The organism is Allobosea sp., from assembly GCF_017308015.1.
In the GTDB taxonomy this organism is placed as follows: Bacteria; Pseudomonadota; Alphaproteobacteria; order Rhizobiales; family Beijerinckiaceae; genus Allobosea.
The window spans coordinates 561,702-574,691 of record NZ_JAFKFW010000002.1; the positions used below are offsets into that span (position 1 = coordinate 561,702).

Consider the following 12,990-nt stretch of genomic DNA (forward strand, 5'->3'; position numbering starts at 1 on the left):
GCCGCAACCGATCGAAACGGCCTAGCCCGCTCGTTCCCGCAGGACCGGCAGCCTGACCGGAGCCCGATCAAGACGACCGGTCAGCGCCATAGCCTTGGGGATCACTAGCCCTGGCCCGAGCCCGCGAGCGCCGATGGAAAACCGGACACGCTCGCACAGCGATGTCGCAATCGCACGCGACGGAATCAGGGCCGGCTTCGCCGCTGCAATCAGAAGATGACGCTCTACCGCCTGAATCCAATGGGACTGCGGTATATCGCCGGCATCGAAGAGGACGAGACGATCGCCGCGCGCCTTGGTTGCCGCATCCGGCCAAGCCCGCTCATGACTCGCGCGCAGATAGCAGGCGCCGGTCGCGTCAGCCGCCCTCTCGGCTTCGGGCGAGCCGATCGCATCGACGAGAACCGCATGGCCGAGAAAGCCTTCCGCTACCGCCGGAATCAGCACGGCCAGCGTCGCGGCAAGCGCCTGCGGGGAACCATTGCTGCGGATCACGGCTGTGAGCATGGGCAAAATTCTATGCCGCAACGCAGCATATCACAATCCCGCCACTTGCGTTCTGTTCCCTTTATGTTCACTTTGAATGAGACCAGAACGTGCCGATTCCCGGCGTCCGACGCGGTTCGAATACCATGCCCCAGGCCAGACCCACTTCAAGGCCCTTCCCCGCGGCCCAACCCCTGCGGCGCACCGACCGAGAGCCGAGCCTCTCGGCGCCGGTCGTCGCTCCGGCCGATGCGATGGCCTATGTCGGTCATCGCATCGATCCCGACAGGCGGCGCGGGCGCGGCGCGACGGTCAATCCCGGTGGTCGCTACGAGTCCGAGCAGCGCGTCGTCGAGGATGACGGTTGGGGCTCGCTGGAGGAGCTGCCGCCGTTCTCGACCGAGATCGCCTATGAGAAGGCGCGCACCATCATCACGCGCAACGACTCGCCGGACATTTCCTTCGATCGCTCGATCAATCCCTATCGCGGCTGCGAGCATGGCTGCGTCTACTGCTTCGCCCGGCCGACCCATGCCTATCTCGGCCTGTCGCCGGGTCTCGATTTCGAGAGCAAGCTGACGGCGAAGCCCGATGCGGCGGCACTGCTGGAGAAGGAGCTGTCCTCGCCCTCCTACCAGCCGCGGACCATCGCGATCGGCACCAATACCGACGCCTATCAGCCGATCGAAAAAAAGCTGCGGATCATGCGCCAGATTCTGGAGGTGCTGGCGAAGTTCAACCACCCGGTCGGCATCGTCACGAAATCGGCGCTGGTCCAGCGCGACATCGATATCCTCGCGCCGATGGCGGAGAAGGGGCTGGTCAAGGTCGCGCTCTCGGTGACCACGCTCGATCCGAAAACCGCACGCGGCATGGAGCCGCGCGCTGCCTCCCCCGCCAAGCGGCTGGAGACGATCCGCAAGCTGTCGGAAGCAGGTATTCCCGTCACGGCACTGGTCGCACCGATCATCCCGGCGATCAACGAACATGAGATCGAGCGCATTCTCGATGCGGCCAAGGCCGCGGGCGCCGAGGCCGCCGGCTACGTGCTGCTCAGGCTGCCGCTCGAAGTACGCGATATCGTGCAGGAATGGCTGCTGACGCATCATCCCGACAAGCTGCGGCATGTGATGTCGCTGATCCGTTCGACGCGCAGCGGCAAGGACTACGATTCGCAATGGGGCCAGCGCATGGTCGGCTCCGGCCCCTATGCCTGGATGATCGGGCGCCGCTTCGAGATGGCGGCCGAGCGCATCGGCTTCAACGCGACACGGCGCCGGCTGCGAACCGACCTGTTCGTGAAACCGGAGAAGGAGAAGGCGCAATTGAGCTTGTTCTGAGAGTTCGGGCTCGCCGCTTTCAGCGGTGGGGCGTGCTCCACCGCTCTGGCCCGGCGCCGCACTCTGCTGCATAACCCCGCCATGCCTGCCGATTTCAGCCGCGAGACCTCTGCCATCGCCAACGGCCTGTGGCCGCTCGCCGGGATCGACGAGGTCGGGCGCGGGCCGCTTGCAGGTCCCGTCGTCGCAGCGGCCGTGATCCTCGACCCTGCCCGGGTTCCGCATGGCCTCGACGATTCGAAGAAATTGACGGCAGCGACACGCGAAGAACTCTTCGGCGAGATCATGGAGCGGGCGCTGGCCGTTTCGATTGCGAGCGCGACGGCTGCCGAAGTCGACGCCGTCAACATCCGCCAGGCGACCCTGCTGGCGATGCGCCGGGCGGTGACCGGCCTGCCAGTGGCGCCACGACATATCCTGGTCGACGGCAACGACCCACCGCAATTCGCCTGCTCCTGCGAGGCGATCGTGCAGGGCGACGGTCGGGTCGCCTCGATCGCAGCGGCCTCGATCGTCGCCAAGGTGACGCGAGACCGGATGATGGCGCGGCTGTGCAAGCGCTACCCGGCTTATGGCTTTTCCGGCCATGTCGGCTACGGCACGCCGCAGCACCGCAAAGCGATCGCCGCGCACGGCCCCTGCCCCGAACACCGCTATTCCTTCGCGCCGGTGAAGGGCGTCTGGTTCCGCTGAGGCCTGCAGCCTCCGGCATGGTTCCCAATCCCCGCGCGCTGCCGTAACGGCAGCCTCAGACGTTAACCGCCGTTTACAAATTTCCCTTGATTGACAATGGGCTAGGCAAAAGTTGCAGCCCCAGAATGGGACGCATTTTTTTCAAAGCGGAAACCCGACCTTTACCCTGTCTGACCAATATCGCCCTCGTTGAAGTTGCGTAACGGTCTTGGCGTCATGGGTATTCTGCGTACCGGGACCGCCAGTGCTCCCGTCCGGATTCAGGTTTCGCGTACCGGACGGCCTGCACTGGGGGCTCGGATGAAGGCCAAGGGCCTTCCCGAACATATCGGCATCCCTCAGGAGCTGCCGCTGGATCAGATCCTCGTCGGCGACTGCGTCGCGGCGATGAACGCCTTGCCTCCGGCGAGCGTCGACCTGATCTTTGCCGATCCTCCCTATAATCTCCAGCTTGGCGGCGATCTGCGCCGGCCCGACGACAGCCTCGTCGATGCCGTCGACGACGACTGGGACAAGTTCGCCTCCTTTTCCGACTACGACCGCTTCACCCGCGACTGGCTGTCGGCAGCCCGCCGCATCCTGAAGCCGGACGGAGCGCTGTGGGTCATCGGCAGCTATCACAACATCTTCCGCGTCGGCGCGACGCTGCAGGATCTCGGCTTCTGGATGCTGAACGACATCGTCTGGCGCAAGGCCAATCCGATGCCGAATTTCCGCGGCCGGCGCTTCACCAACGCGCATGAGACGCTGATCTGGGCGGCGCGCGGCGAAGCTTCCAAATACACCTTCCATTACGAGGCGCTGAAGGGCGGCAATGACGACCTTCAGATGCGCTCGGACTGGTATCTGCCGCTCTGCACCGGCGACGAACGCCTGAAGGACGAGAACGGCGCCAAGGTGCATCCGACGCAGAAGCCGGAAGCCCTGCTCGCCCGCGTGCTGCTCTCGGCCTCGAATCCCGGCGACGTCATCCTGGATCCGTTCTTCGGCACGGGCACGACAGGCGCCGTGGCCAAGGCGCTCGGCCGCCGCTTCATCGGGCTCGAGCGCGATCCCGTCTATGCGAAAGCTGCGCGCGAGCGCATTGCGGCAGTGACGCCGCTGGCGCCGGAAGCCTTTTCCGCCGCGCCATCCAAGCGCAGCGAGCCGCGCGTGCCGTTCCTCAGTCTGGTCGAGGCCGGACTGGTGAAGGCCGGCGAGACCGTCCATGACGAGAAGCGCCGCTACAAGGCTACGGTGCGGGCCGACGGCACGCTGCTGCTCGGCCCGGCGGTCGGCTCGATCCACAAGGTCGGCGCGCTGGCGCAGGGCCTGCCGGCCTGCAACGGCTGGACCTTCTGGCATGTCGAGCGCGACGGAGGCCTCACGATCCTCGATGCGCTGCGCGGTGAGATCAGGGCGCAGATGGCGGCTGCCTGAGCGCCGCCAACCCTGCTTCCACGACCTTCTGCATCAGGCTCGGCAGCGGCTCCTCGCCGAGCCGGGCCTGCGCAGTGAAGCGCATCCCGGCCGGCGCCTCGGTTCCTGCGGCAACACGCCCGATCAGCACCGACAATTCCAACGGAAAATGCGTGAAGACGTGCCGCACCGGCACGGGCAGGCGCTGCCAACGCAAGGACAGCGGCGCATCCTGCGCGGCGCCGTCAAGTTCGTAATCGGCCCGCCATTCACTGGTCGGCACCTCGGCCATGCCGCCGAGCAGACCCTTCTCCGGCCGTGTCCGCAACAGGATCGCACCATCGTCCCGGGTCAGCACGAAGGCGGCCCCATAGCGGGTGACGCCAGCCTTCTTCGGCGCCTTGCGCGGAAAACTCTCCTGCGTGCCCTCGACCCGCGCCCGGCAAGGCTCGCGCCAGGGGCAGAGGCCGCAGGCCGGATTGCGCGGCGTGCAGATGGTGGCGCCGAGATCCATCAGGGCCTGGGCGAAATCGCCCGGCCGGGCGTGCGGCAGCAGCGCCAGCACGCGCTCGCGAATCACAGACCGGGCACCCGGCAATTCGTCCTCGATCGCGAACAGCCGGCTCATGACGCGCTCGACATTGCCGTCGACGGCCGCCGCAGGCCGGTCGAAGGCGATCGCAGCAACGGCGCCCGCCGTATACGCGCCGATGCCCGGCAGTGCGCGCAGGCCCTCCTCCGTGTCGGGAAAGCGGCCGCGATGGTTCTCCATCACCGCTTTGGCGCAGGCATGGAGATTGCGGGCGCGGGAATAGTAGCCGAGCCCGGCCCAGGCCTGCATGACCTCTTCCGACGGAGCCTCAGCGAGGGCCTTCACGGTCGGGAAGCGGGCCATGAAGCGCTCGTAATAGGGCTTCACGGCCGTGACCGTGGTCTGCTGCAGCATGATCTCGGAGGCCCAGACCCGGTAGGGATCAGGCCGCTCGCCCGTATTCGCGCGCCAGGGCAGCACGCGGCGATGGCGATCGTACCAGGCGAGAAGATCGGCGGCGCGGGCCTTGGCGGTCATGCCCCGGATGTAGCGCAGTCACCAATGACCGCAAGCGACTTCACACTCCGCTTGCGAGCCTCGCGGCGCGCGCCCACAATAGACTCATGTCCGCCAAGCCCCTCGCAGAGCTGATCGACGACTGCATCGCGCCCGCGCTCGCCGCACAGGGTTTTGCGGGGCGTGCCATCGTCTCGCTCTGGCCGGAGATCGTCGGCGAGCGGCTGGCGGCACGCTCGCGACCGCTCAAGATCGACTGGCCGCGGCGACGCCCGGCGCCGGGCGAAACCTCCGAGCCGGCGACGATGGTGGTGCGCGTGGAAAGCGCCTTCGCGCTGGAGATGCAGCAGCTCGGGCCGTTGCTGGTCGAGCGCGTCAACACGCATCTCGGCTGGCGCGCCGTCGGCAAGCTCGTGCTCAAGCAGGGACCTGTCGCTGCGCCCGTCGTGGCGAAGCCAACGCCCAAGCTCGACAGAGAGACGGCGGCGCGCGTCGAGGCGCAGGTTTCGGGCGTCGCGGACGAGGACTTGCGCGAGGCTCTGGCCCGACTCGGCCGGGCGGTGGCGCTCAGCGCGAAAACGCAAGGCGATGACACGGCTTCGTGAGCAGCGGCCTGCGCGGCACGATGCGCTCTTGCCACAATCGCACTGGTCTCTATAGCTCCAACCGATTTCGACCTTTCCTGAGGATCCCCTACGATGACGAACAGGCGACAGCTCCTGACCGGCGCAGCCGGCATCGCCGCTGCCGCGCTCGCGGGCGGCACCGCCGCGCGGGCCCAGACCAAGCTGCCCGATGCCGGCCCGCTGGGCGATGTCTGGCTCGGCCCGGCTGACGCCAAGGTCACCATCGTCGAATACGCCTCGCTGACCTGCTCGCATTGCGCGACCTTCCACACGACGACCTGGCCGGAGCTGAAGAAGAAGTACATAGACACCGGCAAGGCGCGCTTCACGCTGCGCGAATTCCCGCTGGACCCGCTGGCGACAGCGGGCTTCATGCTCGCCCGCTGCAACGGCAACGACAAATATGTCCCGATGACCGACCTGCTGTTCGCGCAGCAGCGCAACTGGGCCTTCACAGACAAGCCGGTCGATGCCCTCTCCTCGCTGGTGAAGCAGGCCGGTTTCACACAGGAATCCTTCGAAGCCTGCTTGAAGCGCCAGGATATCTATGACGCCGTTACGGTGGTGAAGGATGGCGGGGCCAAGGTTGGCGTGGATTCGACGCCAACCTTTTTCATCAATGGGCAGAAGCGTTCCGGTGCGCTCACGATCGCCGAATTCGACAAGATCCTGGAGCCGCTCCTCGGCAACTGAGGCGGCGGTTTTTCGCTCGCGCGCACTCCACCTGAGCTTCATAACAGCCCTTGTCGGGCGGAACCGCCCTGCGGCTTTCCGCAGGACTAGGGCTGAGTTGTTTCGAGCCGTCGAGGCGCAGCCATGCATCTGACGCGCCTCAAGCTCACCGGCTTCAAGACCTTCGTCGAACCGACGGAATTCCCGATCGAGCCGGGCTTGACCGGCGTCGTCGGGCCGAACGGCTGCGGCAAGTCCAATCTCGTCGAAGCCCTGCGTTGGGTGATGGGCGAAAGCTCGTTCAAGAACATGCGCGGCTCGGGAATGGACGACGTCATCTTCGGCGGCTCCAACGAGCGCCCGGCCCGGAACATGGCCGAGGTCTCGCTCACTCTCGACAACAGCGACCGCAAGGCGCCGGCCGCCTTCAACGAAGCCGATGTGCTGGAGGTCACGCGCCGGATCGAGCGCGAGGAAGGCTCGACCTACCGCATCAACGGCAAGGAGGTGCGAGCCAAGGACGTGCAACTCCTCTTCGCCGATGCGGCGACCGGCGCGCGCTCGCCGGCCCTCGTCCGGCAGGGGCAGATCAGCGAGATCATCTCGGCCAAGCCGCAATCGCGTCGCCGTATTCTGGAAGATGCCGCCGGCATCGCCGGGCTGCACAGCCGCCGGCACGAGGCCGAACTGCGTCTGCGCGGCGCTGAAGACAACCTGACCCGGCTCGAAGACGTGCTCGGCGAGATCGACGGACAGATCGAAGCGCTACATCGTCAGGCGCGGCAGGCGGGTCGCTATCGCAGCCTCGCCGCCGATATCCGCCGGGCCGAGGCGATGCTCGCCGTCATCACCCTGCAAGACGCCCGCGCCCAGGAGGCGCAGGCCGCACACGTGCTGGAAGAGGCGGTTCGCGGTGTCGTCGACCAGACCGGCCTCCAGGCCGAAGCTGCGAAACGGCAGGCCATCGCCTCCCATGAACTGCCGGCGCTGCGCGAGGGCGAGGCGACGACGGCCGCTGCCCTTGTGCGCTTGAAGCGCGGACTGGACGAGCTAGAAGCCGAGAATCGCCGGGCTCGCCAACGCGCCGAAGAACTCGGGAAGCGCCTTGCCGAATTGCAGGCCGACCTGTCGCGGCAGAAAAATGTCGAGCGTGACGCCTCCGAAAGCCTCGCCCGGCTGGCGGAGGAAGATGCCATCCTGGTTCGGGAAGGCGACGGTGCCGGCTCAAGTGCGGAGACGGCAGCCGCGACACAGCGCACGGCCGAAACCGCGCTCGCCGCTGCAGAGGCCGAGCAGGTTGCCGCGCAGGCGGCGTTGTCCGATCTCGCCGCCCGACGCGGCGCACTGGGACGATCGCTGCATGAGGCGCGCGAGCGGCAGAATCGCGCAGGAGCCGAGAGCGACAAGCTGCGCCGCGAGCTGGACGTGCTCGACACCTCCGATGCGAAGACGCTGCTCGACAAGCTGCGCGAGGCGCTGATCGCCGCCGAGAAGGTGCTGAAGACCGCTGATGCGGATGTCCTCACAGCGCGCGCGGCTGTCGCCTCGGCACGCGAGCGCGAAGCCGGGCAGCGCGGCCCCCTTGCCGAAGCCGACCGCCGGGCGCAGCGCCTCGACACCGAGATCGGCACGCTGCGCAAGCTGCTGGCGCCTGCGGCGGGCGATCGCTGGCCGGCGATCCTCGAAGCGGTCAGCGTTGCCAAGGGCTACGAAATCGCGCTCGGTGCCGCGCTCGGCGATGATCTCGATGCCTCTACCGAGGCGAACGCCCCTGCTCATTGGGACGATACCGGCGAAGGCCGAGACGACCCCGCCCTGCCTGCGGGCATCCAACCGCTGCTTGCGCATGTCAAGGCGCCGGCGGCGCTCCGGCGGCGGCTGGCACAGATCGGGGTCGTCACGACCGATGAGGGCGAGATTCTGCGACAAACCCTGAAGCAGGGCCAGATTCTGGTGTCGCGAGCAGGCGACCTTTGGCGCTGGGACGGTTTCACGAGCGCGGCTGATGCGCCATCACCCGCCGCCCGGCGGCTGTCGGAGAAGAATCGCCTCGCCGATCTCGAACGAGAAGCACGAGCGGCCCGAGAGGCGGCGGAAGCCGCGCGCCGGATACTGGATTTCGTCAGCGCCGAGGCGCGGCTGGCGGCGCAAGCCGAGAGTGTTACGATCGAGGCTGCGAAGCAGGCGCGGCGCGACGTCGATCAGGCGCGCGAGCAATTGGCCGCTGCCGAGCGCAAGGCCGCCGAGACACTGGTCAAGCGCTCGACGCTGGCGGAAGCGATCAAGCGCCTCGGCCAGTCCGTCTCCGAAGCCGCGCAACAGGCCGCGGCCCAGGAGGCGGGGATTTCCACCCTGCCCGCCTCTGCCGAGCTGGAGAATGTGCTCCTCAGGGCCCGCGTGCTACTGGGGGAGGCTCGGGCCGCCGCCTCTGATGCGCGGGCCCGTCTCCAAACGCTGGCGCGGGAAGCGGACCTGCGGAGCCGCCGCCGCGACGCCATCGCCGCGGATATCAGTGCCTGGAACCAGCGGGTCGCCGCGAGCCTCCAAAGCGCCGAGGAAACGCGGCGCCGGATCGAGGCCGCCAGCGCCGAGCGGAAGACGCTACTCGAGGCGCCCGATACGTTCCTGACCGAACGGCGGCGCCTCGTCGCCGAAATCGAGCAGGCGGAGGGTGCGCGCCGGGAAGCCGCCGACAGGCTGGCGGCCGGCGAGACCGCGCTGGCCGAGGCCGACCGGCAAGCGCGCCTCACACTGGAAGGCCTGTCCGGTGCGCGGGAGCGCCGGGCCTCGGCCGAGGCCCGGCTCGATGCCGCCCGCCAGCGCCTCAGCGATATCGTCCGGCAGATCGAGGACGGGCTGGATACCGGGCTCGACGGCTTGCAGACGATCGCCGGAATCAAGGCAGGCGACGCCTTGCCGGAGCCGGAGGCGATCGAGCGGCGGCTTGCCAATCTGAAGGGCGAGCGCGAGCGGCTCGGCGCGGTCAACCTGCGCGCCGAGGACGAATTGACCGAGGTGAAGGCCAAGCGCGAAGGCCTCTCGGGAGAGCGCGACGACCTGACCGAAGCCATCCGCCGCCTGCGGCAGGCGATCGGCGCGCTCAACCGCGAAGGCCGCGAGCGCCTGATCGCTGCGTTCGACGTCGTCAACGGCCATTTCCAGCGGCTCTTCGGCGTGCTGTTCGGCGGCGGAGAGGCCGAGCTCAGGCTGGTGGATTCGGAAGACCCGCTCGATGCCGGGCTGGAGATCTTCGCCCGCCCGCCCGGCAAGAAGCCGCAAGTGATGACGCTGCTTTCCGGTGGCGAGCAGGCGCTGACCGCGACCGCGCTGATCTTCGCTGTGTTCCTGACGAATCCCTCGCCGATCTGCGTGCTCGACGAGGTCGATGCTCCGCTGGACGACGCCAATGTCGAACGCTATTGCGACCTGCTCGTCGACATGGCGCGCAATACGCAGACGCGGTTCATCCTGATTACGCATAATCCGATCACCATGGCCCGGATGGAGCGTCTCTTCGGCGTGACCATGGCCGAGCGCGGGGTCAGCCAGATGGTTTCGGTCGATCTGGCGACGGCCGAGCGCATCCGCGATGCGGGGTAGCCCGGGGGCACACCGTGACGCTCAGGCTCGATCCGAGCATCTTCCGCCGACGAAAACTCCGGTAACCCGCTGTCTCCAGATTCTCGGGTCTGCGCTTCGCTCCGACCGAGAATGGCGGCCTCGCGGATGCGCCGCTTTGGCGACGAACACCGTGGGAAAACGCGCCGCGGCCGCTGAAAAAATGCCACATTCGGTCCCGCAATGCGGCAAGATTGTCGCACTTCGCCAGAATTTGTAAATATTCCAATACGTTAGATAGAATTCTCCTGCCTTGACAGCGCGGGGGGCTGCCAATAAAGGAGGCCGTGCTGACGACGGCTCGATGCGCGGGATTGGTCGTGGTTATAGTGGTTTTTCGCGGGATCGCGGCGTAAACGCGATCGAGACGGAGGCCCAAGACCATGTCCGAACCCGAACCAAACGCCTCAGACTCGGAGTTGCGCGCAAGACTGGGTTCCCTGAAGTCCGCGATCAGGCGGGCGGAAGAGAACGAAAAGCCGGGCGCGAGCCCGGTTGGAGAGGACAAGGCGCTTGCGGGTGCCATGTCCTCAGGTTTTCGCGCCGCGACGGATCTCGCAGGTGGCATCATCGCAGGCGCCCTGATCGGGTACCTCGGCGACCGATGGCTTGGAACGTCCCCGTTCCTGCTGATCGCCTTCCTGGTGATCGGTGCCATCGCGGGCTTCAGATCCGTCTATCGGCTCGGTTCGCGCCCGACCTCTGGGTCGACGGGCGACCCGAAGGTGAAATAATCGAAAGGCGGCCCTTCCGGCCGCGCGACGAGGAACGAGACCATGGCGGCCGGCGGCGGAATTGATCCGATCCACCAATTCCACATCGCTCCGATCGTGGAGCTGAAGCTGTTCGGCCTCGATCTGTCCTTCACCAACTCCACGCTGTGGATGGTGGTCGTGCTGGCTGTCGTCTCCGCCATCATGGTCTACGGCTCGAGCCAGCGTTCGGTCGTTCCCGGCCGCCTGCAGTCACTCGCCGAGATGGCTTATGAATTCGTCGCCTCGACGATGACGGGCGTGATGGGCAAGGACGGCCTGAAGTTCTTCCCGTTCGTGTTCTCGCTGTTCATGTTCGTGCTGGCGTCGAACCTGCTCGGCCTGCTGCCGGGCTCCTTCACCGTGACCAGCCAGATCATCGTCACCGCGGCGCTGGCGCTGCTCGTCATCAGCATCGTGGTGATCTACGGCGTCGTGAAGCACGGCACCCATTTCTTCGGCCTGTTCGTGCCGTCGGGCGTGCCCGGCTGGCTGCTGCCCTTCATGGTGCTGATCGAGGCGGTTTCCTTCCTGTCCCGGCCGGTTTCGCTCTCGCTTCGTCTGTTCGGCAACATGCTCGCCGGCCATATCGCGCTCAAGGTCTTCGGCGGCTTCGTCGTCGCGCTGACCACCGGCGCCGCCGCTGGCCTGTTCACATACGCCATCGCACCGCTGCCGCTGCTGCTGGCGGTTGCGCTGACCGCGCTCGAAGTGCTCGTCGCCGTCCTGCAGGCCTATGTCTTCGCGATCCTGACCTGCGTCTATCTCAACGACGCGCTGCATCCCGGCCACTGAGGCCAGGGCAGCGCTCGCGAGAGTTCATCCCACCCCGTCATAAAGTTCCACACTGGAGATAAGACCATGGATCCTGTTGCAGCCAAGTTCATCGGCGCCGGCCTCGCCTCGCTCGGCATGGGCCTCGCCGCCATCGGCGTCGGCACCATTTTCGGCAACTTCCTCTCGGGCGCCCTGCGCAACCCGTCGGCCGCCGACGGCCAGTTCCCGCGCGCCTTCATCGGTGCGGCGCTCGCCGAAGGTCTGGGCATCTTCGCGTTCGTCGTCGCGCTCGTCCTGCTCTTCGTGGTCTGACGCTTTCGTCGACCGCTTTCTCGTCGCGCGTTCGGGCCATCCGGCCAATCGCGCGACGGTTTCCTGTCTTTAAGCGCTGAAAGGCACGCTATGCCGGTTCGATCTTCAGGGTTCGCGCGACAAGGATGGCTTCTGGCTGTCGGCTCGTTCGCCACTCTGCTGGCGGGTGCGGCGCAGGCTGCCACTCCGGGCCTGAGCGGCGAGAAGGCGTCCTTTCCGCCCTTCGACCCCGCCCATTTCGCCAGCAACCTGTTCTGGCTCGCGATCACCTTCGCAGTTCTCTACTGGCTGATGTCCAAGGTCGCCCTGCCGCGCCTCGGTTCCATCATGGAAGAGCGTGCAAGCACGATCGGCCGCGATCTCGACCAGGCCGCGCAGTTGCAAGGCAAGGCCGAGGAGATGGCGCAGGCCTACGAGAAGGCTCTCGCCGAGGCCCGCAAGAACGCCCAGGGCATCGCCCAGACGGCGCGCGAAGCCGGTGCCAAGGCCAGCGACGCCCAGCGTCACGCCACCGAGGCCGAGCTTGCCGCCAAGATGGCGCAGGCCGAAGCGACCATCGCCAAGACCAAGACTGACGCGATGGGCAATGTCCGCGACCTCGGCAGCGACATCGCCGCCGCCATCGTCAGCAAGCTGACCGGTCAGGCTCCCAGCGCCAGCGAGGCGGCTGCGGCCGTCGACCAGGCCTTGGCGCGCGGCTGAGGAGAGATCAGATGGATACTTTCTGGGTCGGCGTCGCGCTCGTCATCTTCCTGGCCATCCTGGTCAAGTTCGGCGTGCCGGGCCTGATCGTCAAGGCGCTCGACGCTCGCGGCGAGAAGGTCGCGCAGGAGCTGGCGGAAGCCCGCCGCCTGCGCCAGGAGGCCGAGAAGCTGCTCGCCGAGTACGATGCCAAGCGCAAGGCCGCCGAGGCCGAGGCGGCCGAGATCGTCTCCTCCGCCAATGACGAGGCCAAGCGTCTCGCGGCGGAAGCCGAGGCCAAGCTTGCCGACTTCGTCGTCCGCCGGACCAAGGCGGCCGAGGAGAAGATCGCACAGGCCGAGAGCCAGGCCGAGGCCGAGGTTCGCGCCGCGGCTGCGGAGGCCGCCACCAAGGCTGCCGAGACCATCCTGCGCGGCCAGATGGCCGGCAAGGCCGGCGACGCTGCCTTCGCGGCCGGGCTGACCGAGGTCAAGGCCAAGCTCAACTGAGCTTTGGCCAGCCGCTCGATATGATGACGCCGCGCCCGCAAGGACGCGGCGTTTTTCTTTGCCGCTCTCCCGCCGGAA

13 protein-coding genes are annotated in these 12,990 nt (G+C 67.1%); 11 read left to right on the forward strand and 2 right to left on the reverse strand.

Translation table 11 applies throughout. The features are described from left to right. Positions 1 to 21: 21 nt before the first annotated feature. Positions 22 to 507, reverse strand: a complete 486-nt coding sequence (locus J0I42_RS02700; protein WP_291652506.1) for a hypothetical protein — start codon at positions 505 to 507, stop codon at positions 22 to 24. Between the two features lie 233 nt (positions 508 to 740). Here J0I42_RS02700 and J0I42_RS02705 point away from each other — a divergent pair, with 233 nt between their 5' ends. The 3 genes from J0I42_RS02705 (at position 741) to J0I42_RS02715 (ending at position 3,938) form a co-directional block, all read left to right on the forward strand. Continuing rightward, the gene (locus J0I42_RS02705; RefSeq protein WP_291652678.1) at positions 741 to 1,826 is read left to right on the forward strand and encodes a PA0069 family radical SAM protein; all 1,086 of its coding nucleotides are present in this window, start codon (positions 741 to 743) and stop codon (positions 1,824 to 1,826) included. Between the two features lie 81 nt (positions 1,827 to 1,907). After that, on the forward strand, positions 1,908 to 2,519 hold the full coding sequence (gene rnhB, locus J0I42_RS02710; RefSeq protein ID WP_291652507.1) for a ribonuclease HII: 612 nt from the start codon (positions 1,908 to 1,910) through the stop codon (positions 2,517 to 2,519). A 216-nt stretch (positions 2,520 to 2,735) separates the two neighbouring features. Beyond that, entirely contained in the window at positions 2,736 to 3,938 is a 1,203-nt protein-coding gene (locus tag J0I42_RS02715; RefSeq protein ID WP_465247626.1) for a DNA methyltransferase, read from the forward strand. Here the strand turns inward: J0I42_RS02715 and mutY are convergent. Next, positions 3,913 to 4,986 carry an A/G-specific adenine glycosylase gene (gene mutY / locus J0I42_RS02720; RefSeq protein ID WP_291652511.1) on the reverse strand — a complete coding sequence of 358 codons (1,074 nt, stop codon included), beginning with the start codon at positions 4,984 to 4,986 and terminating at the stop codon, positions 3,913 to 3,915. The genes J0I42_RS02715 and mutY overlap by 26 nt on opposite strands. 86 nt (positions 4,987 to 5,072) lie before the next feature. On the opposite strand from mutY, the gene J0I42_RS02725 reads away from it, so the two are divergent. From J0I42_RS02725 to J0I42_RS02760, 8 genes are all read left to right on the forward strand, one after another. Then, positions 5,073 to 5,570 (forward strand): DUF721 domain-containing protein, encoded by a 498-nt coding sequence (locus J0I42_RS02725; RefSeq protein WP_291652514.1) that lies wholly within the window; start codon positions 5,073 to 5,075, stop codon positions 5,568 to 5,570. Positions 5,571 to 5,663: 93 nt separating this feature from the next. Then, entirely contained in the window at positions 5,664 to 6,284 is a 621-nt protein-coding gene (locus J0I42_RS02730) for a DsbA family protein (protein ID WP_291652516.1), read from the forward strand. A gap of 123 nt (positions 6,285 to 6,407) precedes the next feature. Next, positions 6,408 to 9,863 (forward strand): chromosome segregation SMC family protein, encoded by a 3,456-nt coding sequence (locus J0I42_RS02735; protein WP_291652518.1) that lies wholly within the window; start codon positions 6,408 to 6,410, stop codon positions 9,861 to 9,863. A 401-nt stretch (positions 9,864 to 10,264) separates the two neighbouring features. Beyond that, entirely contained in the window at positions 10,265 to 10,615 is a 351-nt protein-coding gene (locus J0I42_RS02740; protein WP_291652519.1) for an AtpZ/AtpI family protein, read from the forward strand. Positions 10,616 to 10,657: 42 nt separating this feature from the next. After that, entirely contained in the window at positions 10,658 to 11,428 is a 771-nt protein-coding gene (locus tag J0I42_RS02745) for a F0F1 ATP synthase subunit A (protein ID WP_291652521.1), read from the forward strand. Positions 11,429 to 11,494: 66 nt separating this feature from the next. Next, complete coding sequence (locus J0I42_RS02750; protein ID WP_038360954.1) at positions 11,495 to 11,722, forward strand: F0F1 ATP synthase subunit C; 228 nt, start codon at positions 11,495 to 11,497, stop codon at positions 11,720 to 11,722. 90 nt (positions 11,723 to 11,812) lie between these two features. Then, on the forward strand, positions 11,813 to 12,424 hold the full coding sequence (locus tag J0I42_RS02755) for a F0F1 ATP synthase subunit B family protein (protein ID WP_291652523.1): 612 nt from the start codon (positions 11,813 to 11,815) through the stop codon (positions 12,422 to 12,424). A gap of 11 nt (positions 12,425 to 12,435) precedes the next feature. Continuing rightward, positions 12,436 to 12,912, forward strand: coding sequence for a F0F1 ATP synthase subunit B family protein (locus J0I42_RS02760; RefSeq protein WP_291652525.1), 477 nt, complete (start codon positions 12,436 to 12,438; stop codon positions 12,910 to 12,912). Positions 12,913 to 12,990: the final 78 nt, after the last annotated feature.

Bases quoted from the DNA above. Each gene is read 5' to 3' on its own strand.
- J0I42_RS02715 (WP_465247626.1), top strand. From the start codon at position 2,736: ATGGGTATTCTGCGTACCGGGACCGCCAGTGCTCCCGTCCGGATTCAG.
- rnhB (WP_291652507.1), top strand. From the start codon at position 1,908: ATGCCTGCCGATTTCAGCCGCGAGACCTCTGCCATCGCCAACGGCCTG.
- J0I42_RS02725 (WP_291652514.1), top strand. From the start codon at position 5,073: ATGTCCGCCAAGCCCCTCGCAGAGCTGATCGACGACTGCATCGCGCCC.
- J0I42_RS02740 (WP_291652519.1), top strand. From the start codon at position 10,265: ATGTCCGAACCCGAACCAAACGCCTCAGACTCGGAGTTGCGCGCAAGA.
- J0I42_RS02735 (WP_291652518.1), top strand. From the start codon at position 6,408: ATGCATCTGACGCGCCTCAAGCTCACCGGCTTCAAGACCTTCGTCGAA.
- J0I42_RS02705 (WP_291652678.1), top strand. From the start codon at position 741: ATGGCCTATGTCGGTCATCGCATCGATCCCGACAGGCGGCGCGGGCGC.
- J0I42_RS02760 (WP_291652525.1), top strand. From the start codon at position 12,436: ATGGATACTTTCTGGGTCGGCGTCGCGCTCGTCATCTTCCTGGCCATC.
- J0I42_RS02700 (WP_291652506.1), bottom strand. From the start codon at position 507: ATGCTCACAGCCGTGATCCGCAGCAATGGTTCCCCGCAGGCGCTTGCC.
- J0I42_RS02745 (WP_291652521.1), top strand. From the start codon at position 10,658: ATGGCGGCCGGCGGCGGAATTGATCCGATCCACCAATTCCACATCGCT.
- J0I42_RS02755 (WP_291652523.1), top strand. From the start codon at position 11,813: ATGCCGGTTCGATCTTCAGGGTTCGCGCGACAAGGATGGCTTCTGGCT.
- J0I42_RS02750 (WP_038360954.1), top strand. From the start codon at position 11,495: ATGGATCCTGTTGCAGCCAAGTTCATCGGCGCCGGCCTCGCCTCGCTC.
- mutY (WP_291652511.1), bottom strand. From the start codon at position 4,986: ATGACCGCCAAGGCCCGCGCCGCCGATCTTCTCGCCTGGTACGATCGC.
- J0I42_RS02730 (WP_291652516.1), top strand. From the start codon at position 5,664: ATGACGAACAGGCGACAGCTCCTGACCGGCGCAGCCGGCATCGCCGCT.